Below are 22,469 nucleotides of genomic sequence, written 5' to 3' on the forward strand. Positions count from 1 at the left end.
GAGAACAGAATAAATCAGCAATCCTAAAAACTTTGCATAGACTAGGTAAACTATCAAGCAACCTATCAAACTGATACTACTAATACAAATAAATACGAAAGCAAGAGTTCCATTTTTCTTTGCTATTTCTAAAAACTCTGAGTACTCAATGTCCGTAAACAATGCAGGATATAAGTCCAAGTCTTTGTCATAATAGTCAACTACAAATTTCCCTATGAGCAAGGAAAGACAGGAACATAGAATGAAACTAGAATATTTGATAGTAGGTATATCAAAAATGGTTAAACCATTCAGCAATCTAATAATGGGGAGAGATAGCAAAGTGAGTCCAAGAGTGTAATAGTGTTGATTCTTAGAGGTTCTTTCGAGAATGGAAAAGTAAAGTCTCTTTTCTTTTAAGTCATAATAGACTATTTTGTTTTGATACAATCCTAGATTAACTAGTTTCCTATTGTTTTTCATTCTTTTAGTCATTGTTCAACATCTCTTTCTCAAACCACTGGACTTCCATTTACTCTAATCTCAGAAAATCTCTAGCTCACTTCTTATACTAGAGAAATCTTTCCCCTTTGTCAACATTTCGCCGGTGTTTGCCCTTTATTAGAAACCATTCTCACTTCGAGTTCGCAACAAAAAAAAGCCGCCTGATTGGGCGACTTAATTTTTTTATAGGGAGATTATTATGAAAAAGTTTTAGGAGTATAAGTTAAGGTCTTCTTAACTTATGAGATAAGTATACAGCTCCTATCTTAAAGTTTCCTTAAGTATTTTTAAATGTGAGATTTTTCCATTTTACTTGCCAGTTTTTCTTAGATAAACGCTGTTGATAAAGCTTCATCCGGTCGTCATTTTCTAAAAAATGGGGAGTTGGAGAAACCTGAAAGTTCAAAATATCCTCTAAACCATAAGGAGCAAAGAGCTCTAAAGTTGCATCAGCATGCAAGCGAAGTCCTATCGCTGTACAACGTTCGGGATATTTACTCATAGCGTCACAGGAATTCACATACGGTTCCGTATGGGGACTATGCTGATGCATATAGGCTTGATTCTTCAGCTCCCATTGATACTCGGGAAAATCCTCTCTCAACTTGTTTTCTATTGCCAGCGTTTCTTCATAACTCACCTCTGGGTCAAAGAAAATGACATCCACATCCGTTTCACGGTCAAAGGCTGGTTTATCTGACAAGAGATTCCAAATAAAATTTCGAACTGAACCAGCCGCCAACCAAGAATCTTTCAACTCCAAGTCACAGATGATAGTCAGAATAGCCATCATGTCAGGATTTTCTCTGAAAGAGTCTAAGATTTCAGTCTTATTTTTCAATATATTCATACCCTAAATGTTCATAAGCCTTAGCTGTCGCGACCCGTCCTGAACGAGTTCGCATGATAAATCCTTTCTGGATCAGGTAAGGTTCATACATATCCTCTACTGTCTCACGCTCTTCGGCGATATTAACCGAAAGAGTTCCTAGACCGACAGGTCCGCCGCCATACATCTCAATCATGGTGCGAAGGATTTTTTGGTCTACATAGTCCAAACCTTCATGGTCTACATCCAGCATAGTCAAGGCCTTATCCGTAATGACATCATCAATCAAGCCATCGCCCATAATCTGGGCAAAGTCACGCACGCGCTTGAGAAGACGATTAGCAATACGAGGAGTTCCACGACTGCGTAAAGCTAACTCGGAAGCAGCTTCATGGGTGATTTCCATCTCAAAGATATCTGCCGTCCGCTCGACAATCTCTGTCAAGTCAGAATGGGTATAATATTCCATGTGACCTGTAATCCCAAAACGGGCACGAAGAGGATTTGAAAGCATCCCAGCTCGTGTCGTTGCCCCAATCAAGGTAAATGGTGGCAAATCTAGATGGACACTACGACTAGCTTCTCCAGCACCAATCATGATGTCAATGTAGAAGTCTTCCATGGCACTGTAAAGTACCTCTTCTACCGACATGGGCAAGCGATGAATCTCATCAATAAAAAGAACATCTCCTGGCTCCAAGTCATTCAAAATCGCTACCAAATCACCGGCTTTTTCGATAACGGGACCAGATGTCTGCTTGAGATTAACTCCCAATTCATTGGCAATGACAAAAGCCATGGTTGTTTTCCCGAGACCTGGAGGGCCAAATAAAAGAACATGATCCAGCGCCTCATCACGCATTTTTGCTGCCTCGATAAAGATTTGAAGCTGATCCTTGACCTTGTCTTGTCCGATATATTCACGTAAATATTGGGGACGGAGGGTACGTTCTACCAACTCCTCATCACCCATGATTTCATTATCTAAAATTCTACTCATGTTCCTATTATAGCAAAAATCCAGCCTACAAACAAAAAAGCCACCTGATTTGGTGGCTTCTTTAGGGAGATTATTATGAAAAAGAAAAGTTTAGGATTTCTATTAAATAAAGTTAGGAGGCCTTTACTTAATAACTATATGATACAAGAGAAGACTTAAAGTTAGCTTAACCTATAAATTTTATTTTTTTGCTAGAGATTTTAACTACTAGCAGCCAAAGCAGAAAAGTTAGGAGGCAGATACTCACCACTATTAAGTATGTTTCTTCCTTTGTTAAAAGGTTCTGCCAATTAAGCCGGATTCCTAATTTTTCTTGAAACTCTTCTAATAAGCTACTATTCCCCATAAATGTAGTTTCTAATTGCTCCTTCATTAAGACCTGTCTATAGAGAGAAGCAAGATAGGTAGCCGGTGTGCACTTCATGAGAACTTGAGCGAAGTTAGGAAGAATTCCCATTGGTACATAAGTTCCTACTAAAAATCCTGAAACTGTACCTACAATTGTAGCCAATTTACCCAGACTATCTACTGACTGGAAATGATAAATCAAGAGTACATTTACCAATGTTGAAAGGAGACTACTTAGTAGCATGATTAAACTTATTTCAAATAGCTTACTCATAGCTGGAATTTCTTGAAAATAAAGGCTCATAACAATAAGCATAAAGGCTTGCATAACAAAGGAAATGATAAGGCTACTAATAAGATAAGACAGTTGCAAGCCCCAGCTCCCTAAATCTGTCAAAAAGAGATCCTGATCCACTTGATTTTCACGGTCTTGTACCATCTGGGTCAAAGCTGTAAAACTGGTTGTAATCCCAGTCACAGCCAAGGTTCCACCCATCAGCCAGTTATTTAAAAGGCTCTTATTATCAGGAAGTTGGGACCAGGCATCCATCAAATTTTTCTGCAAAAAAATGATATAGAGTAGAAAGGAAATCAAAGCTCCCAGTAATGAGAAAAAGACTCCTGAACGATTACGAAAATACAACAAAAAATCACGTTTTAATAAGGCCAACATTAGCGCACCTCTCTTCCTGTAAGGGCTATGAAGGCATCATCCATAGTTCCTGGACGAAATTCAAAGCTAGCAATCTTCTCACGAACTTGGGTCAAATAATCAATAGCTTCCAATTGGCTCTTAGGATAAAGACTATACTCAAACTCATTTTCCTTTTCCACAGGCATATTTTTAGGTAAGAATTTCTCCACCTGCTTGTCTTTAAAACAAATTTTTAAAAGATTGGAAGCGTACTCACTTTTAATTTCAGCAGCAGAACCTTGGGCAATAACCTTTCCATGATCTATAATATAAAGTTGATTTGCCTCATCTGCTTCATCCAGATAATGAGTCGTTAAAATAATAGTCATCCCTTCATCTCTTTGTAGACGATACAATAAATCCCAAATGGATTTGCGAGTCTGAATATCTAGTCCAGTCGTAGGCTCATCTAGAAATAAAATATCGGGATTGGATAGGAGAGCCCGAGCAATGTCAACTCGACGTTTCTGTCCTCCTGATAAAGCTCCATAAAGTTGTTTCTGAAAAGCAGTCAACCCTAGTTGATTGATTAAATCTTCCACACGACCACCTTTAATCCCCTTATACTGCTGAGCGCGAATGGCTAGGTTTTCTTTGACCGTCAACTTTTCATCCAATACACTTGCTTGAAAAACAACTCCAATCCTAGTATTGGGCGCATAGATGATTTGACCATTAGTTGCTCGTTTAAGTCCGATTAACATTGAAATCGTGGTCGATTTACCAGCCCCATTAGGTCCTAAGATTGCGTTAAAACTTCCTTTTTTAAACTCTAAATTTATATCTTTTACTGCTGTATGGTCTCCATAGTTCTTAGTGAGGCCTTTTGCTTGTAAAATCATATTTCCTTCCTCCTTTTTACACCTTCAGTTTAACAAAAAGGAAAAAGAAAAAATATAGTTTGGTACTATGTGGTCAAAATGGATGATTATGTGGTCAATTCTACCTTAAAACTTCTGCATTTGAACATAAAAAAAGCCACCTGATTTGGTGGCTTCTTTAGGGAGATTATTATGAAAAAGAAAAGTTTAGGATTTCTATTAAATAAAGTTAGGAGGTCTTTACTTAATGATTACATGATACATGAGTAAACTTAAAGTTAACTTAAGATAAAAGAATTATTGTAAGTTTTTTCGATCCACCCAAATCATTCCTGTACAATCATAAGTAGATAAGGATTCAAACCCCAGAGAACGGTAAAAACCCAAGGTTTTTTCTGTCTGTTCAGTCGCTAGTTGTATTTGATAGGCATCCTTATAGTCAGCCAAGGCTTCTTTCATCAAGTTACTACCAATTCCTTGGCGCTGATAGCTAGGCAAAACAATCAAATCCTGGACAAAAACGGATGAAAAACCGTCTCCAACCAGACGCACTAAACCAACGATTTCCTCATCATCACGGGCAAGATAAGTCGCTAGTGAATGAGACAAGGCCTTCTCCAACATCTGTGGCTGATTGGTATAGTTTGTCCAACCAACTGCCTGATAGAGATGCAAAACGTCATTAATTGAAACAGATCTTTCATTTGTAATCTTAATCATAACAAACCTTTCTAACATTCTCTAAGAGATTTCAACTGTTGCCCATTTTCATCAAAATTCTCAGATTTTAACCACGCTTCAAATCGTGCTTTAACCTTTGGCCAGTCCTTATCGATCATAGACATCCAATCCGTATCTCTGGTGCGACCTTTATAGATAACAGCTTGGCGGAAAGTTCCTTCATAGACAAAGCCCAAACGTTCTGCTGCTTTTCTAGATGGAAGATTGAGGGCGTCGCACTTCCACTCATAGCGGCGATAGTTGAGTTCTTCAAAAACATAACGAGCTAGCAAATAGTGAGCTTCTGTTCCCATCCTGGTCTGTTTGAGAGCCGGAGAAAAGGTCACCGCGCCAACTTCAATGGTGCGATTAGCTTGGTCAATACGCATGAGAGAAAAAGTCCCCAGCGCCTTTCCAGTCACTTTATCTATAATCGCGTAGTAAAAGCGATCCTTGCGCTCAATCATCTGCTTTAAAGCGACGATTAATTCTTCGAGATTTTCTACTGGTGGTTGAAAGAGATAGGTCCACATGTCACGAGGGCTATCTGGGCCATAGACAGCCAGCAAATCCTTCGCGTGCTTTTCTACTGACAGAGCCTCAATAATCGTATACTGCCCTTCTATCCGTACAAGTGAAGGCAAAACTCCAGGTGTATCATCTACAGGTTCACCAATCATCTGACCGTATTCATTTACTGGCATTGTTTTCTCCTTGTCTCATACTTATAAGTTTAAAGATGTGAATAGTATATCACATCTCACAGGTAATCTACAAAAAATCCTCCAGAACTTAGCTCTGAAGGACTTTTAAATTTATTTCGTTACGATATTTACAAGCTTGTTAGGTACACTAATCACTTTCACGATGTCTTTGCCATCAATTTCTGCTTTGACTTTTTCGTCAGAGAGAGCAATTTCTTGCAATTCTTCGCGTGAAAGGTCTTTTGCGACCATGAGTTTAGCACGGACTTTTCCTTTGATTTGAACGACGATTTCAATTTCGTCTTCAACCAATTTACTTTCGTCCCATGTTGGCCAAGCTACATAAGAGATAGACTCGCCTGTTGCTGCCACTGTTTGCCAGAGTTCTTCAGCCAAGTGAGGAGCAAATGGGGCAATCAATTGGATAAAGCCTTTAGCGTAATCCACATAGAGTTTGTCTTCCTTGTTCGCTGCGTTAACAAAGACCATGAGTTGGGCAATGGCTGTGTTGAATTTCATGGACTCGATTTGCTCAGTGACAGCTTTAACGGTTTCGTTATAAACCTTGTCTAGAGCACCATTGTTTTCCGCAACGATTTCTTTGGTTGTAATCAAACGATACACACGGTCAAGGAATTTACGGCTTCCTTCTAGACCTTCTTCTGACCAAGCGATTGAAGCATCGAGTGGTCCCATAAACATTTCATAGACACGAAGGGTATCAGCACCGTATTGTTCCACCACATCATCTGGATTAACCACGTTCTTGAGAGATTTAGACATCTTGGCTGGTGCTTGCTCCAACTCTTCCCCTGTTTCCACATGGAAGAAGGAACCATCACGTTTTTCAACCTTGTCAGTTGCCACAAGAGCTCCACGATGGTCACGGTAGCTAGTTCCCAAGATCATTCCTTGGTTAAAGAGTTTTTGGAATGGTTCTTTGGTTGGAACAACACCGATATCATAGAGGAATTTATGCCAGAAACGAGCGTAAAGCAAGTGAAGAACAGCGTGTTCTGCACCACCCACGTAGATATCGACTGGCAACCATTGTTTGAGGAGGTCCTCATCGGCCAATTTCTCAGTGTTATGTGGGTCGATATAACGGAGGTAGTACCAGCTTGAACCAGCCCATTGTGGCATAGTGTTGGTTTCACGACGACCTTTGACCCCATCTTCACGAGTCACTTCTAGCCAGTCTGTCAAGTTAGCTAGTGGGCTTTCACCAGTACCTGAAGGGCGGATGTCCTTGGTGACTGGCAGTACAAGTGGCAATTCATTTTCAGGAACAGCTGTTGAAGTTCCATCTTCCCAATGAATGATTGGGATTGGTTCACCCCAGTAACGTTGACGGCTAAAGAGCCAGTCACGAAGACGGTAAGTGATTTTCTCTTGACCACAGCCTTTTTCTTCCAACCAAGCTACAATCTTGGCAATCGCTTCTTCTTTGTTGAGTCCATCTAAGAAGTCTGAATTAACGTGAAGACCATCTTCTGTGTAGGCAGCTTCTGCTACGTTTCCACCTTCCAGTACTTCTACGATTGGAAGTCCAAACTGTTTGGCAAATTCCCAGTCACGTTGGTCATGGGCAGGCACAGCCATAACAGCACCGGTACCATAGCTAGACAAAACGTAGTCGGCAATCCAGATTGGGATTTCTTTCCCATTGACAGGGTTGATCGCATAAGCACCGGTCCAAACCCCTGTTTTTTCCTTAGCAAGGTCTGTACGAGCCAGATCAGATTTCAAGCTAGCTTGATGTTTGTAGTCAGCTACAGCCTCAGCTTGTTCTGGACTTGTGATGGCATCTACCAAGTCATGTTCAGGAGCTAAGACAGTGAAGGTTGCACCAAAAAGGGTATCTGGACGTGTCGTAAAGACGGGGAATTCCTTGTCTGTCCCTTTTACTTTGAAAGTTACGTTAGCACCAGTTGATTTCCCAATCCAGTTGCGTTGCATGTCCTTGATAGACTCTGGCCAGTCAAGGTCATCCAAGTCATTGAGCAGGCGCTCAGCATAAGCAGTGATTTTAAGCATCCATTGGCGCATTGGTTTGCGGACAACTGGATAACCTCCACGCTCAGAAGTTCCGTCAGGAAGGACTTCTTCGTTGGCGATAGCTGTTCCCAACTCTTCCACCCAGTTTACTGGCACTTCCGCTTCATAGGCCAAGCCTTTTTCGTAAAGCTTGGTGAAGATCCATTGTGTCCATTTGTAATAGTTCGGATCTGTTGTATTTACCTCACGGTCCCAGTCGTAAGAGAATCCAAGGGCATTGATTTGGCGTTTGAAGTTGGCAATGTTTTCCGCGGTGAATTCCGCTGGGTCATTCCCTGTATCCATAGCGTATTGCTCTGCAGGCAAACCAAAAGCATCCCAACCCATTGGGTGAAGGACGTTGTAACCTTGGGCACGTTTGTAACGACTGAGGATATCGGTCGCTGTATAGCCTTCTGGGTGCCCTACGTGAAGACCCGCCCCAGATGGATAAGGGAACATGTCCAATGCATAAAACTTCGGTTTTGAAGCGTCTGTTCCTGTCTTAAAGGTGTGATGGTCAGCCCAGTACTTTTGCCACTTAGGCTCGATTTCTTTGTGATTGTAAAAACTCATGCTGTCTCTCCAATTTTCGTGATGCACCTATTATACCATTTTTAGGGGAAATATTGTTCCTATTTTCGTGTTTTTTATCGTTTCGCCCTTTGAACACTAAACTATTTTACAAATAAATTCTAAAAATTCTCCAATTTATATAATTTCCTATTCAAACAATTCTTAATAAATAATATTAATGCAAGTTAGTGCTTTTTATGGTAAAATATAGGAAAGTGCTTTCTCAGAAGGAGGGGAAAATGAACAAACAAACCATCGCTGTTTTAGGGCCTGGTTCTTGGGGTACTGCTCTGTCACAAGTTTTAAATGACAATGGACATGAAGTACGTATCTGGGGAAATATTCCTGACCAAATTGACGAAATCAATACACAACATACCAACAAACGCTATTTTAAGGATACTGTATTAGACGAAAAGATTGTTGCCTACCATGATTTAGCAGAAGTCTTGAAGGGCGTTGACGCTGTCTTGTTCGTAGTTCCAACTAAGGTGACAAGATTGGTAGCTCAACAGGTAGCTGCTGTTTTGGACCATAAAGTGGTTATTATGCATGCTTCAAAAGGTCTCGAGCCAAATAGTCACAAACGTCTTTCAACCATTCTTGAAGAAGAAATCCCTGAAGAGTTCCGCAGTGAAATTGTGGTTGTATCTGGTCCTAGTCACGCAGAAGAAACAATTGTACGCGACATCACCTTGATTACTGCTGCTTCTAAAGATTTAGAGACAGCTCAGTATGTTCAGACACTCTTTAGTAACCACTACTTCCGTCTTTATACCAATACAGATGTGATCGGAGTGGAAACAGCTGGTGCTCTTAAAAATATCATCGCTGTTGGTGCAGGTGCCCTTCATGGACTTGGCTTTGGGGATAATGCTAAGGCGGCCATTATCACGCGCGGGCTTGCGGAAATCACTCGTCTAGGAGTCAAGCTCGGAGCAAATCCATTAACTTACAGTGGTCTTTCTGGAGTTGGGGATTTAATCGTTACAGGAACTTCTGTCCACTCACGTAACTGGCGAGCAGGTGATGCTCTTGGGCGTGGTGAAGCCTTGGCAGATATCGAAGCAAATATGGGAATGGTCATCGAAGGAATTTCAACAACCAAAGCTGCTTACGAATTGGCGCAAGAGCTTGGAGTCTATATGCCTATTACCCAGGCTATTTACCAAGTTATTTATGAAAATGTTAATATTAAGGATGCTGTTTCTGAACTCATGAGTAACGAGTTCAAGGCAGAAAACGAGTGGTCATAATCACCGTTAGAAAGGAAGCTCATGAAGCAAAAAGTTAGAAAAGCTGTTATCCCTGCTGCGGGACTTGGAACTCGTTTCCTACCAGCAACCAAAGCCTTGGCCAAAGAAATGTTGCCAATCATGGATAAGCCAACCATTCAATTCATCGTTGAAGAAGCTCTCAAGTCTGGAATTGAGGACATTCTTGTTGTAACAGGGAAGTCAAAACGTTCTATCGAAGACCACTTTGACTCAAACTTTGAACTAGAATATAACCTCAAGGAAAAAGGAAAAACAGATCTCTTAAAATTAGTTGATGAAACGACTGGCATGCGCCTTCACTTCATCCGTCAAACACACCCACGTGGACTCGGAGATGCCGTTTTACAAGCCAAAGCATTCGTTGGGAATGAACCTTTTGTGGTCATGCTGGGAGATGACCTCATGGATATCACTGATGACAATGCTGTCCCATTGACCAAGCAACTTATGAATGATTACGAAGCGACTCACGCTTCTACTATCGCCGTAATGCCTGTACCACACGAAGAAGTCTCTGCTTATGGCGTTATCGCACCTCAAGGTGAAGGAAAAGATGGACTTTATAGCGTTGAAACCTTCGTTGAAAAACCAGCACCTGAAGACGCACCTAGTGATTTAGCCATCATTGGTCGCTATCTTCTCACACCAGAGATTTTTGCTATTCTTGAAAATCAAAAACCTGGTGCCGGAAATGAAATCCAGCTAACAGACGCTATCGATACCCTCAACAAAACTCAACGTGTATTTGCTCGTGAATTCAAGGGGGCTCGTTATGATGTTGGAGACAAGTTTGGCTTTATGAAAACTTCAATCGACTACGCACTTAGACACCCTCAAGTCAAAGATGACTTGAAAACTTATTTGATTAACCTTGGGAAAGAACTCTCAGGAGAAAAATAAGCCCTTAAACCAGGTTGAAAATACCTGGTTTTTTTGTTGTCTAAACACCTCCAAAGCTAGTCCAAGCCTAATTTCTTGCAATCATTGCTTTTATGGTATAATAATAAGGAGTGAGGAAAGAAATGAAGAATAAATTATTATCTATGAAAGAAAAAGGACTGGCCTTACTGGAGTCCCGTAAAACAAAACTAAAAAATATACATCTAGGAAAAAAAGGTCCTAAAAATTCTAAAAAGAAAAAGCAAACCAAAACGAATATTTGGACTATCTTTGCTAATATCTTACTGGGAATAAAGGCAACCTTTAATACCCTATTCATCATCGCCTTTCTTGGTGGACTTTTAGGTACTGGGGTTGTTTTCGGTTATGCTGTATCTCTGTTTGACAAAGTGACCGTCCCTCAAACAGAAGATTTAGTCAAACAAGTGAACGATATTTCGTCCATTTCTGAGATTCGCTATGCTGACGGTTCCATGATTGGCGCTATTGAAAGCGACCTCCTTCGGACTTCTGTCGCATCGGATGCTATTTCAGACAATCTCAAGCAGGCTATCGTTGCGACTGAGGATGAACATTTCGCAGAGCACAATGGAGTCGTTCCTAAAGCGGTTATTCGTGCCAGCCTAGGAAACTTTATCGGACTTGGTTCTTCTAGTGGAGGCTCTACATTAACACAGCAGCTCATCAAGCAACAAGTGGTTGGTGATGCTCCTACACTAACCCGTAAAGCTACTGAAATCGTGGACGCCTTGGCCTTAGAGAGAGCAATGAGCAAGGACGAAATCTTGACAACCTATCTCAATGTCGCTCCATTTGGTCGTAACAATAAAGGGCAAAATATCGCAGGAGCTCAACAAGCAGCCAAGGGTATTTTCGGTGTTGACGCCTATCAGCTAACGATACCTCAAGCAGCCTTCATAGCAGGCTTGCCACAAAGTCCTATCTCTTACTCACCTTATGAATCTACGGGAGAAATGAAGAGTGAAGAAGATATGGCACTTGGTATCAAACGCTCTCAAGATGTTCTTTACAATATGTACAGAACAGGGGTCCTCAGTCAAGAAGACTACGAAACCTATAAAGCATACGATATCAAACAGGATTTCTTACCAGCTGAAAGTGTAAACGTAACTTCTAGGGGCTATCTCTACTTTACTGCTCTCGATGAGGCAACTAACCTCATGTATGATTACTTGGTACAAAAAGACAACGTCTCTGCCCAAGAACTCAAAAACGAGTCCATCCAAAAATCCTATCGTGAATTAGCTGAAAAAGAAATTCAAAATGGTGGTTACCGTATCACAACTACAATCGACAAAGCTATACATACTGCCATGCAAGATGCAGTGGCAAACTATGGCTATCTAGTTGATGATAATACCGGTCAACCTGAAGTCGGAAATGTTTTGATGGATAATCAAACGGGAGCTATCTTAGGTTTTGTTGGGGGTCGCGATTACCAAAGTAACCAAAACAACCACGCTTTTAATACCAAACGTTCTCCTGCTTCAACTACTAAACCAATCCTAGCCTACAGTATTGCCATTGACCAAGGTTTGATGGGAAGTGCAAGTGTCCTATCTAACTATCCAACTAACTTCTCAAACGGAAACCCAATCATGTATGTCAATAGCCCTGGTACAGGCATGATGAGCTTGAAAGAAGCCCTCAATTATTCATGGAACATCCCAGCCTACTGGACTTACCGCACACTCCGTGAAAAAGGAGTCGATGTTCGCTCTTACATGGAAAAAATGGGCTATGAAATCCCGGAATACGACATTGAAAGTTTGCCTATGGGTGGAGGAATCGAAGTTACTGTAGCTCAACATACAAACGGATACCAAACCTTAGCCAACAACGGTGTTTATCATAAAAAATTCATGATTTCGAAAATCGAAAAAACTAGTGGTGAGGTTATCTATGAGCACAAAGACGAACCTGTTCAGGTATACTCTAAAGCGACTGCAACCATTATGCAGAGCTTGTTGAGAGATGTTATTTCGTCACGAGTCACTTCAAGCTTCCAGAGCGACCTTGCTGCGATCAATCCAAGTTTAGCGGGCGCTGACTGGATTGGTAAAACGGGTACAACCAATGAAGATGGTGATATGTGGCTTATGCTTTCAACTCCAAGATTGACCCTTGGTGGTTGGCTTGGTCACGATGATAACCGACCACTTGGTAAAGGTGCAGGACACTACCGCAATGCTAAATATATGGCTTATCTGGTCAATGCTATTCAGCAAGCTTCTCCTTCTGTTTGGGGTTCTGAACGCTTTAGCCTTGACTCAAGTGTCACTTCTTCTCAAGTCCTTAGATCGACTGGTCAGAAACCAGGTAAGGTTACTATTAACGGTAGAGAAATTGAAGTAACTGGAGAAATGGTAACAAGCTATTGGGCTAATCAAACTGGTGCTCCAACTACTACCTACAGATTTGCTATTGGTGGAAGCGATGCTGACTACCAAAATGCTTGGAATACTATTTTGGGAAGTCTGCCAAAATCTTCTAATTCCAACAATAATAATTCAAACAACAATAACAACAATAACAATAATCGAAATAACAATAGCAATAATAGCAACAGCAACAACAATAACGGTAATAATAACAATAATATTACCAACGGAAGTAACAACTCTTCGTCAAATAGACTACAACGCTAACCTTTCTATATGAATCAGTATCAAAAGAATATTTTTAAGGGAACCATTTACTCCCTCCTATCTGGATTAATATGGGGTATTTGTGGCATTTTAGGAGAATTCTTCTTTACGCATTATCAAGTATCATCCGGCTGGATTACTTCCATGCGACTAAGCCTTGCAGGTAGTTTCGTACTTATCTTCTCTAGCTTTAAGTTTCGCTCACAGCTATTCGATATCTGGAGAAAGCGCAAAAACTACCTGCCTTTTCTGGCTTATGCCATCTTAGGAATCTTCTCTGTTCAGTATTTCTTCTATCTCTGTGTAGAATACTCTAATGCGACAACTGCAACCATCCTACAATTTATCAGTCCTGTCTTCATTCTCATCTACAACCGCATCATCTACAAGAAAAAAGCTTCTAAAAAAGCAATCTTCTATGTTTTAACTGCTATGCTTGGGGTCTTTTTGATGGCTACCAAGGGCGATCTCTCTAAGTTATCCATCACTCCTATCGCCTTACTAACTGGACTTCTCAGTGCACTGGGCGTCATGTTTAATGTCATTTTGCCCCAGCCATTTGCTCGAAAATATGGTTTTGTTCCCACTGTTGGTTGGGGAATGATGCTGGCTGGACTCTTTAGTAATTTTCTCTACCCTGTTTATAGAATTAGTTTTCAGCTTGATTGGGTGAGCATCTTGATTTGTTTGACCATTGCCTTTTTGGGAACAGCTTTTGCCTTTTTCCTATCTATGAAGGCTGTCTCGCTCGTATCCCCATTGGTGGTGTCAGTGGTTAGTGCAAGTGAACCGCTATCCTCTGCTATTCTAAGCGTTCTATTTCTAGGTCTGGTCTTGGACGGCTACCTACTATTAGCTATGATTTTGATTATTATTCCCATGATCTTCCTATCCATCGAAGAATCAAAGGACAAACTGAAAGAATCTTCTTTTAACACTTAAGGCTTCAATTTTGAAGCCTTTTTTGGTAGAATAGTAAGCATTACAAAGAGTGAGGAGACATCTATGACTGCTACAAAAATGAATGCCCAAGAAATTATCCAATTCATCGCCAATGCTGAGAAAAAGACCAGCGTAAAAGTAACCTTTGAGGGGCAACTTGCCGGAGCTATCCCTGCTTCTGTTACCAAACTTGGAAATGTTCTTTTTGGAGACTGGAAGGATATCGCACCTCTTCTTGAAGGACTAACAGAAAATAAAGATTATGTTGTTGAGCAAGACGCTCGCAACTCAGCTGTACCTCTTCTTGATAAACGCGACATCAATGCTCGTATCGAACCAGGGGCTATCATCCGTGACCAGGTTGAGATTGGCGACAACGCTGTTATCATGATGGGAACTGTGATCAATATTGGTGCTGAAATCGGTGCTGGCACTATGATTGACATGGGTGCTATTCTAGGCGGACGTGCTATTGTCGGTAAAAATAGTCACGTGGGTGCGGGAGCTGTTCTTGCAGGCGTTATCGAACCAGCTAGTGCAGAGCCTGTCCGTGTGGGTGACAATGTACTCATCGGTGCTAACGCTGTGGTTATCGAAGGTGTTCAAATCGGTAGCGGATCTGTTGTTGCAGCAGGTGCCATCGTCACTCAAGATGTCCCAGAAAATGTTGTGGTGGCAGGTGTTCCAGCTCGTGTTATCAAAGAAATCGATAGCCAAACTCAACAAAAAACAGCGCTAGAGGATGCGCTTCGTACCTTGTAATTAGTAACAGAGGCGGAAACTTTTCCAGCCTCTTTATCGTATCAGTAGAAGGAAATTAGATATGTTAGATTTGATTCACACTCGACGCGATCTTCACCAAATTCCTGAGATCGGTTTAGAAGAAGTCAAGACTCAAGCTTATTTGCTCAATATCATTGAGAAATTAACAGCTGGTAAGGATTTTGTTCAGATTCGTACTTGGCAAACAGGTATTCTAGTGTATTTACAGGGAAGTCAGCCAGAACGTACCATCGGTTGGCGGACAGATATCGACGGACTCCCAATCCTTGAACAAACAGGTCTTGCCTTTGCCTCTCAGCACCCAGACCGTATGCATGCTTGTGGGCATGATTTTCATATGACCATTGCCCTAGGAAGTCTCGAACGTGCTCTAGAAAACCAACCTAAAAACAATCTCCTCTTTCTCTTCCAACCTGCCGAGGAAAACGAAGCAGGTGGTATGCTCATGTATGAAGATGGAGCATTTGGTGACTGGTTGCCTGATCAATTCTATGGGCTTCATGTTCGTCCAGACCTAAAAGTTGGACAGATTGCGACCAATACCCATACACTCTTCGCAGGAACTTGCGAAGTCAAGATTCGCTTCAAGGGTAAAGGTGGTCACGCTGCCTTTCCACATCAAGCAAACGACGCTCTAGTTGCAGCTAGCTATTTTGTCACTCAAGTTCAGTCGGTTGTCAGCCGTAATGTCGATCCTATCGAGGGAGCTGTCGTCACTTTCGGTGTCTTTCAAGCTGGAACAACCAATAATGTCATCGCTGATACAGCTTTCTTGCATGGAACCATTCGAGCTCTCACACATAGCATGAGTCTCTTAGTTCAAAAACGTGTCAAAGCCATCGCTGAAGGTGTCGCAGCTGCTTTTGATATGGATGTGGAAGTTGAACTCAAGCAGGGAGGTTACCTACCTGTCGAAAACAACCCTGAATTAGCCCAGGAATTGATGACCTTCTTTGATGAAAAAGAGGGAATTGAACTCATCAATATCGAGCCTGCCATGACAGGAGAGGACTTTGGTTATCTTCTATCAAAGGTTCCTGGAGTCATGTTCTGGCTTGGAATTGATAGTCCCTATGCTCTTCACCATCCACAGATGAGTCCTAAGGAAGAAGCTCTGGCAATTGGAGTCGAGGCTGTATCAAGCTTTTTAGCAAAGAAAACTGCGGAGTAAACAATGAAAAAAGCCCTACGCAAGCAGGTCTTGCAAGAACTCAAATCTCTATCAGCCGAAGAAAAGGAAGTCATGGACGCTTGGTTGACTGAGCAACTACTTCTACATCCCTTCTACAAGGAAGCAAAAACCATCGCCACTTACCTGTCTTTTCCTCATGAATTTCAGACAGCTAGACTCATCAATCAAGCTCAAAAGGATGGGAAGACACTCCTCATTCCCAAAACCTATCCACATGGGAAAATGGACTTTGTCGTCTATAAACCAGAACAACTTGAGAGAAATTCTTTTGGACTTCTTGAACCTCAAGGAGACTTCACAATCCTTGAACCCTCTCAGATTGACCTAATTCATGTTCCTGGTTTGGCTTTCAATCCTTCAAAATATAGGGTTGGCTACGGTGGTGGTTACTACGACCGCTACTTAGAGCATTTCCCAGGTCATACAATTAGTACGATTTATCCATGTCAGATTCAGAATTTTCAACCTGAGCACTACGATATTCCTGTTGAGGAGGTACTCATCTATGAAAGAAATTTTTGATCGTCGGTATCCTGTCACGAGCTTCTTTCTACTCGTGACAACCCTGGTTTTTGTACTCATGTTTCTAACCAGTGGTTTCAACTATACCAGCGCAGCCACCTTGTATAAATTTGGAGCTGTGTATCCCCCTGCTATCAAGGCCATGCCTGAACAAATCTGGCGCTTATTCTCCGCAACCTTTGTCCACATTGGCTTGCAGCACTTTTTAGTCAATATGCTATCCCTCTACTTTTTGGGACGTCAGATGGAGCAAATCTTTGGTTCCAAACAGTTTTTCTTTATCTACCTTCTATCAGGTATGATGGGAAATCTCTTTGTCCTAGTTTTTAGTCCTGATGCCATTACCGCAGGTGCTTCAACTGCCCTCTACGGTATGTTTGCCTCAATTGTTGTTCTCCGATATGCTTCACGCAATCCCTATCTCCAACAGCTTGGTCAATCCTATCTCTCCCTCTTGGTCATCAACCTAGTGGGTAGTATTTTAATGCCTGGTATCAGCCTTGCTGGGCATGTCGGGGGTGCTGTCGGCGGTGCATTACTAGCTATCGTCTTCCCAGTTCTAGGCGAACGAAAGATTTACAGCCCAGGTCAACGGGGTCTTGCAACCCTAGTTTTCATTGCTTTATCAGCTTTGATGCTTTTTGTGGGCTTGTTATAAGCTAGTCTCATCTAGGGAGTATCTTTATTTTCAAACAAAGATTAATTCACTTATCTCATATATAAAAACACCTCAAGAACTAGATCCTTTTCTAGTCCTCGAGGTGTTTCTTATTACAGCGGTTCGATTTTTATGCTATTAATCATTGGGCACAAACCACAAGCCTTTATTATTTTTTTCTAAATAGTCTTTGAATTCTTTTGAATGGTAAGCATCTTTGATTGCCTTTGCCCAGTCACTATCTTTATTTTCCTCTTTAACGACCACTTGCAAAATCAAATGGTCCAAGATATCTTCTTGCAACAAGGCTGTTGAAGCATCGATTCCTGCACTGTAGACAATACTTCCTGTTATGACTGCGTAATCAAAGTCATCCAAAGCTCTAGGGATATTGGCTGAATCCATTTCCGTAATCCCAAGTTGATAAGGATTTTCAACAATGTCATCTTTTGTCAATTTCGAAACAGATGCATTTGGATCCATTTTTAACCAACCTGCCTTTTCAAGCAACTTATAAGCTCGAGCTGTATTTGAAGCATCACTCGGAATGGCGATTTTAGCACCTTTTGAAATAGCTTTTAAATCTTTATGTTTTGAAGAGAAAATTCCTGCGGGAATTGTTGGAATTTTACTAATAGCAACAAGATCTCCATTTTGCGTTTTATTGAAATTTTCCATATAAGCAGTATGTTGTTCAACATTGACGTCAATCTCACCTTCATTTAGAGCTGTATCATTCTGTAGTAAGTCTGAAAATTCCACTACTTTAAATTGATACCCTTCTTTTTCTAAGATGGGAATAATCGCATCTTCAAATAAGACTGTATAAGGTCCTGCCGCTTTCCCGTACTTGATAACCTTCTTATCAGAAGACTGCTCTTTTGTAGCTTCTTTACTTCCACTATTTGTTGAACATGCTACTAAAAACAGTAGCCCTACTAAAAATAGAATCACACTTGTTAGTTTTTTCATTGAGTTTACCTTTCCTTCTATCTAAATTTAAGAGATAAATAATTTCCAATTGCTTGAATTAACTGTACAATCACAATCAATATCACGACCGTAGCAAACATCAGAGGGGTATTAAAGCGTTGGTAACCGTAAGTTAAGGCCAAATCACCAACTCCCCCACCTCCAATCGTACCTGCCATAGCAGTTGCACCAAGCAAACCAATTGTTCCTGTTGTCAAGGCTAAAATAAGCGAGGCTTTTGCTTCCGGTAATAGAAAATACCAGATAATCTGCAATGTACTGGCTCCCATTGCTTGAGCTGCCTCTAATACACTAGATTTCACTTCCAATAAAGAAGCCTCTATTAAGCGAGCTAGGTAGGGTGCAATATACAAAACCAGGGGAACAATGGCTGCAGTCGTACCAATCCGAGTTCCCACGACAATTTTTGTCACTGGAGCTATAAACACCAATAGAATAACAAAAGGAACTGAACGGACGATATTTACAATACCATTGATGATCCAAAATACAACTAAATTTTCCTTTAGACCACCTTTTCTGCATAAAGTCATTGCTAAGCCCAGCGGAATCGCTAGTAACATTCCAAAAAATAAGGACCAACCAATCATATAGATGGTTTGATTCGCTGATTCAACTAATTTATCACTACTAATTTGTAGCCAATCCTTCACCATATACAATCCTCTCTATTGAAACTTGATTTTTACGAGCATACTCCTCAACTTCTTTGAGTAAATTTTCTTCCCCTTCAATTTGGATAAACAAGATTCCCAAAACTGTTTCCCCTACTTCATTTACAGAAGCAGATAAAATCCGTGTCGAAACCTTATATTCCTTATTGATTCTTGATAGAAGATCCTGTTCTGAATTCTCACCTAAAAAAGTCAATCTATAGATAGGATATCGTTGATCAAGTCTTTTTAAAATACTCCGTGGAATATTGTGATTCACAATGGTATGAATAAAACTTCTTGTCAAGTCATTCTTTGGAGAAGTGAACAAATCTACAACACTACCTTGTTCTACGATTTCCCCATGTTCCATGACAGCCATTTTATTGCAAATTTCCTTGACAACTTCCATCTCATGAGTAATCAACAAGATCGTAATCCCAAAATTCTGATTGATTTTTTTTAATAATTTCAAGATGGATTGCGTTGTTTTAGGATCTAAAGCGCTTGTCGCCTCATCACAGAGTAGAATCTCTGGATTTGTGGCTAAAGCCCTAGCGATACCTACACGTTGCTTTTGTCCACCCGACAATTTATTTACTGGAACATCCTTTTTATCCTTTAAGTCCACAAAATCAAGTAGTTCTTCTACTCTTTGAGCGATATCACTCTTATTCTTTCTTAACAATACCAAAGGAAGTGCAATATTTTGAAATACAGTTCTTGTTTCTAATAAACTAAACTGTTGAAATACCATTCCGATTTTTTTCCGAAGTTGATTGAGTTCATTTTCTGTCAAATCTTTGATTCGTTTACCTGCGACAATAACATCGCCCTCATTCGGCTTCTCTAATCCATTTACCATTCTTAGCAATGTTGACTTCCCAGCACCTGAATAACCGATAATTCCAAAGATATCACCCTTTTCAATTTTTAGAGAAACTTTATCTAAGGCAATAACCGTATGCTGTTTAGTTTGAAACTGTTTCGTAACATCTCTTAATTCAATCATTTACTCCCCTTTCTCAACAAGTTTCTCTAAAGATTCTTTCCCAATTCTTGCTAGCAAGTTCGAAGTAGCAAGAAGAGCTGTTGGATCTACTTGAAACTCTGGATGGTGTAAAGGATAAGATTCGCCTGTTCCTACCAGGATAAACATTCCTTTAATCTTTTCTTGATAAAAGGCAAAATCTTCTCCGCCTAAACTATCTGCTGGTTTGACTACTTCCAATCCACTTTTTTGAGCAATTTCTGAGACAAACTCAGCTAGTTCCCCATCATTCTTGGTTGCTGGCGGCCCTGCTATCCAATTGATCTCAGATTTTAAACGAAAGGCTTGTGAAATATTTTCTGTTAGTTCATAAATTCTCTTTTTGATAAATTGCCTATCCACTACATCTAAAGTTCTGACTGTCCCTTCAACAAAAGTATCTTCTGGTATCACATTCCAAGTTGCTCCAGCTTTTATATGAGTTACACTAATTAAGTTTGTTGAAAAAGGATTGACATTTCTACTGATGATTGACTGTAGAGCTGTCACTAATTGGGTTGTCCCAATGATGGGATCAATTCCCTGATCTGGGTGAGCTGCATGAGTACCTACTCCTCGTAGAGTGATTTGAAAACGATCCACAGCTGCTGTAACACTACCTGTTTTAATAGCGACAGTTCCTATAGGCAAAGAGGGATTGGCATGTAAACCAAATATAGCATCAACATCATCCAAAACACCCGTTTCCATCACATGAACGGCTCCAGAAAAAATCTCCTCGGCTGGTTGAAAGATAATTTTTATAGTCCCTTTTAAGTCTTTTCTTAGCGCATGCAACTGGAGTGCTGCTCCATATACAGAAGTCAAATGGAAATCATGACCACATGCATGCATCACATTTGAATGGATAGAACGATAAGCTAGAGATGTTTTCTCCTGGATAGGAAGGGCATCAATATCTGTTCGGATGGCAATTGTTGGTCCACTCTCACCACCTCTAATGACTGCTACTAGGCCCGTTCTTAATGGTAAATCTAGAATCTCAATGCCAGCATTTTCTAATAACTGTCGTACTCGTTTCGTTGTCTCAAATTCTTCAAATGACAATTCGGGGTGACTATGAAACCATTTAAATTCTTCTTCTAAATGAGATTGACTGATACTCATGTTAATCTCCTCCATTTCATCCATTTAGATTGTCACCATCTTACCACTCCTCCTTGTGTTTTCCTAATATATATTGACTATCAATCCGATTAAATTTTTTTATATCAGCAAAAGAAAAAACCCTAAAAAGCTTGTTTTTATTAGCTTTCCAGAGTTTCTTTTATTTCTAGTTTTTTAAAAATCAGACGGGTATATAGATTTTTTATCAATTTGATTGGATTTTTTTATAACCCTTCTTTCATGACAAAATAAGCACGCACTTTGGGTGCCACTTGCGTTCCAAAAAGTTCAATGGCTCGTAGAACTTGATCATGTGGCATAGAACCAAGTGGTAGGTGCAACATAAAGCGATCCAAGTCTAAATCCTCAATCATACGAATCAATTTTTCTGCTACCTGATCTGGATTTCCCACTAACATAGCGCCATTTGGACCCACCTGCTCAAGATATTGCTCATAACGCAATTCCTGCCAGTGTGGTCGGTCTTTGGAAATCGCATCTACCACTTGCTTGGTCGGATGGAAATAATCTTTCACTGCCTGCTCGCCATCTTCAGCAATCCAACCCCAAGAATGTGCTCCCACTTTCAAGTCTTTATCAGCATGACCCGCTTCGCTTCCAATCTCACGATAAGCCTGAATCAACTTTTTAAAATAGCGAGGATTGCCACCGATAATCGCATAGACAATCGGCAAACCAGCATGAGCAATCTTGACTGTTGACTCAACGTTTCCCCCCGTCGCTACCCACAAGGGCAATTTTCCCTGAACTGGACGTGGATATACTTCTTTTCCAGCAATACTCTGGGTCAGTTGTCCACGCCAGTTCACTTTGGTGCTTTCATTTGCCAGCTGAAGCAGGTCCAATTTTTCATCAAAGAGAGCTTCATAGTCTTTCAAGTCATAGCCAAACAGTGGAAAAGACTCGGTGAATGAACCACGCCCTGCCATAATCTCTGCACGGCCATTTGACAAGGCATCGATGGTGGCATATTGTTGGAACAAACGGATCGGATCCATACTCGAGAGAATGCTGACTGCACTAGTCAAACGAATTTTCTTGGTATTGACTGCCCCAGCTGCAAGAACAATCTCTGGCGCCGATACTGCAAAGTCCTCCCGATGATGCTCCCCAATCCCGTATACATCCAAACCAACCTTATCAGCAAGCTCAATCTCTGCCACCAACTGACGAATGCGTTCATCATGACTGTAAATCTGCCCGGTCGCTTCCAAGGCGGTTGTTTCACCAAATGTTGAAATTCCTAGTTCTACCATACTAATTTTCTCGCTTTATTATTAGTTATTTGGGTATTCTATCACTAGTCAGTTATAGTTGCAATAAATTTGCTCATTAGAAAGACCTTGATTAAGTAGATAGTTCATTGTATGGCCATTTAAAATGGTGAGAGAAAAGAGTATAGGGCCGTTAGGACATAGCATCTGTATCTTTAGCAACATTCTCTTCTGCGCTCGTGAGAACTTGGAAATCACGTGGATATTTTCGCTAA

At 40.8% G+C, this 22,469-nt stretch carries 20 protein-coding genes; 8 read left to right on the forward strand and 12 right to left on the reverse strand.

Annotated elements, in window-relative coordinates; all coding sequences use genetic code 11:
- Positions 1-760 precede the first annotated feature (760 nt).
- The 7 genes from KBU52_RS07010 to leuS form a co-directional block, all read right to left on the reverse strand.
- Positions 761-1,333, reverse strand: a complete 573-nt coding sequence (locus KBU52_RS07010) for a nucleotidyltransferase family protein (RefSeq protein ID WP_016466299.1) — start codon at positions 1,331-1,333, stop codon at positions 761-763.
- Positions 1,314-2,312 carry a Holliday junction branch migration DNA helicase RuvB gene (gene ruvB / locus KBU52_RS07015; protein ID WP_016466300.1) on the reverse strand — a complete coding sequence of 333 codons (999 nt, stop codon included), beginning with the start codon at positions 2,310-2,312 and terminating at the stop codon, positions 1,314-1,316. Before ruvB ends, KBU52_RS07010 begins: the two co-directional genes overlap by 20 nt.
- 166 nt (positions 2,313-2,478) lie before the next feature.
- Positions 2,479-3,333 carry an ABC transporter permease gene (locus tag KBU52_RS07020; RefSeq protein WP_036758070.1) on the reverse strand — a complete coding sequence of 285 codons (855 nt, stop codon included), beginning with the start codon at positions 3,331-3,333 and terminating at the stop codon, positions 2,479-2,481.
- Positions 3,333-4,196: an ABC transporter ATP-binding protein gene (locus tag KBU52_RS07025; RefSeq protein ID WP_254724726.1), complete on the reverse strand. Its 864-nt coding sequence runs from the start codon at positions 4,194-4,196 to the stop codon at positions 3,333-3,335. Before KBU52_RS07025 ends, KBU52_RS07020 begins: the two co-directional genes overlap by 1 nt.
- Before the next feature lie 276 nt (positions 4,197-4,472).
- Complete coding sequence (locus KBU52_RS07030) at positions 4,473-4,895, reverse strand: GNAT family N-acetyltransferase (RefSeq protein ID WP_254724725.1); 423 nt, start codon at positions 4,893-4,895, stop codon at positions 4,473-4,475.
- An 11-nt stretch (positions 4,896-4,906) separates the two neighbouring features.
- Entirely contained in the window at positions 4,907-5,599 is a 693-nt protein-coding gene (locus KBU52_RS07035) for a GNAT family N-acetyltransferase (protein ID WP_254724724.1), read from the reverse strand.
- A gap of 111 nt (positions 5,600-5,710) precedes the next feature.
- The gene (leuS, locus tag KBU52_RS07040; RefSeq protein ID WP_254724723.1) at positions 5,711-8,212 is read right to left on the reverse strand and encodes a leucine--tRNA ligase; all 2,502 of its coding nucleotides are present in this window, start codon (positions 8,210-8,212) and stop codon (positions 5,711-5,713) included.
- Between the two features lie 239 nt (positions 8,213-8,451).
- On the opposite strand from leuS, the gene KBU52_RS07045 reads away from it, so the two are divergent.
- The 8 genes from KBU52_RS07045 (at position 8,452) to KBU52_RS07080 (ending at position 17,155) form a co-directional block, all read left to right on the forward strand.
- On the forward strand, positions 8,452-9,468 hold the full coding sequence (locus tag KBU52_RS07045) for an NAD(P)H-dependent glycerol-3-phosphate dehydrogenase (RefSeq protein WP_254724722.1): 1,017 nt from the start codon (positions 8,452-8,454) through the stop codon (positions 9,466-9,468).
- A 21-nt stretch (positions 9,469-9,489) separates the two neighbouring features.
- Positions 9,490-10,389, forward strand: a complete 900-nt coding sequence (gene galU / locus KBU52_RS07050) for a UTP--glucose-1-phosphate uridylyltransferase GalU (protein WP_254724721.1) — start codon at positions 9,490-9,492, stop codon at positions 10,387-10,389.
- A 122-nt stretch (positions 10,390-10,511) separates the two neighbouring features.
- Entirely contained in the window at positions 10,512-13,058 is a 2,547-nt protein-coding gene (pbp1b, locus tag KBU52_RS07055) for a penicillin-binding protein PBP1B (protein ID WP_254724720.1), read from the forward strand.
- Between the two features lie 9 nt (positions 13,059-13,067).
- The gene (locus tag KBU52_RS07060; protein WP_036758080.1) at positions 13,068-14,000 is read left to right on the forward strand and encodes a DMT family transporter; all 933 of its coding nucleotides are present in this window, start codon (positions 13,068-13,070) and stop codon (positions 13,998-14,000) included.
- A gap of 63 nt (positions 14,001-14,063) precedes the next feature.
- Positions 14,064-14,762, forward strand: coding sequence for a 2,3,4,5-tetrahydropyridine-2,6-dicarboxylate N-acetyltransferase (gene dapD / locus KBU52_RS07065; RefSeq protein ID WP_254724719.1), 699 nt, complete (start codon positions 14,064-14,066; stop codon positions 14,760-14,762).
- Positions 14,763-14,823: 61 nt separating this feature from the next.
- The gene (locus KBU52_RS07070) at positions 14,824-15,954 is read left to right on the forward strand and encodes an N-acetyldiaminopimelate deacetylase (RefSeq protein ID WP_254724718.1); all 1,131 of its coding nucleotides are present in this window, start codon (positions 14,824-14,826) and stop codon (positions 15,952-15,954) included.
- Between the two features lie 3 nt (positions 15,955-15,957).
- Complete coding sequence (locus KBU52_RS07075; RefSeq protein ID WP_254724717.1) at positions 15,958-16,497, forward strand: 5-formyltetrahydrofolate cyclo-ligase; 540 nt, start codon at positions 15,958-15,960, stop codon at positions 16,495-16,497.
- The gene (locus KBU52_RS07080) at positions 16,481-17,155 is read left to right on the forward strand and encodes a rhomboid family intramembrane serine protease (protein ID WP_254724716.1); all 675 of its coding nucleotides are present in this window, start codon (positions 16,481-16,483) and stop codon (positions 17,153-17,155) included. Before KBU52_RS07075 ends, KBU52_RS07080 begins: the two co-directional genes overlap by 17 nt.
- Before the next feature lie 138 nt (positions 17,156-17,293).
- Here KBU52_RS07080 and KBU52_RS07085 read toward each other — a convergent pair whose 3' ends face one another.
- From KBU52_RS07085 to KBU52_RS07105, 5 genes are all read right to left on the reverse strand, one after another.
- Positions 17,294-18,127, reverse strand: a complete 834-nt coding sequence (locus KBU52_RS07085) for a MetQ/NlpA family ABC transporter substrate-binding protein (RefSeq protein ID WP_254724715.1) — start codon at positions 18,125-18,127, stop codon at positions 17,294-17,296.
- Positions 18,128-18,144: 17 nt separating this feature from the next.
- Positions 18,145-18,711, reverse strand: coding sequence for a methionine ABC transporter permease (locus KBU52_RS07090; RefSeq protein WP_254724714.1), 567 nt, complete (start codon positions 18,709-18,711; stop codon positions 18,145-18,147).
- Between the two features lie 67 nt (positions 18,712-18,778).
- On the reverse strand, positions 18,779-19,813 hold the full coding sequence (locus KBU52_RS07095; RefSeq protein ID WP_254724713.1) for a methionine ABC transporter ATP-binding protein: 1,035 nt from the start codon (positions 19,811-19,813) through the stop codon (positions 18,779-18,781).
- Positions 19,814-20,959, reverse strand: a complete 1,146-nt coding sequence (locus tag KBU52_RS07100; RefSeq protein ID WP_254724712.1) for an amidohydrolase — start codon at positions 20,957-20,959, stop codon at positions 19,814-19,816. It lies immediately after the preceding gene.
- A 224-nt stretch (positions 20,960-21,183) separates the two neighbouring features.
- A complete protein-coding gene (locus tag KBU52_RS07105) occupies positions 21,184-22,236 on the reverse strand; it encodes an LLM class flavin-dependent oxidoreductase (protein ID WP_254724711.1) in 1,053 nt (350 codons plus the stop codon).
- Positions 22,237-22,469 lie beyond the last annotated feature (233 nt).

The sequence above is a fragment of the Streptococcus sp. 9.1(2021) genome (genome assembly GCF_030466425.1).
GTDB classification, from domain to species: domain Bacteria; phylum Bacillota; class Bacilli; order Lactobacillales; family Streptococcaceae; genus Streptococcus; species Streptococcus wuxiensis.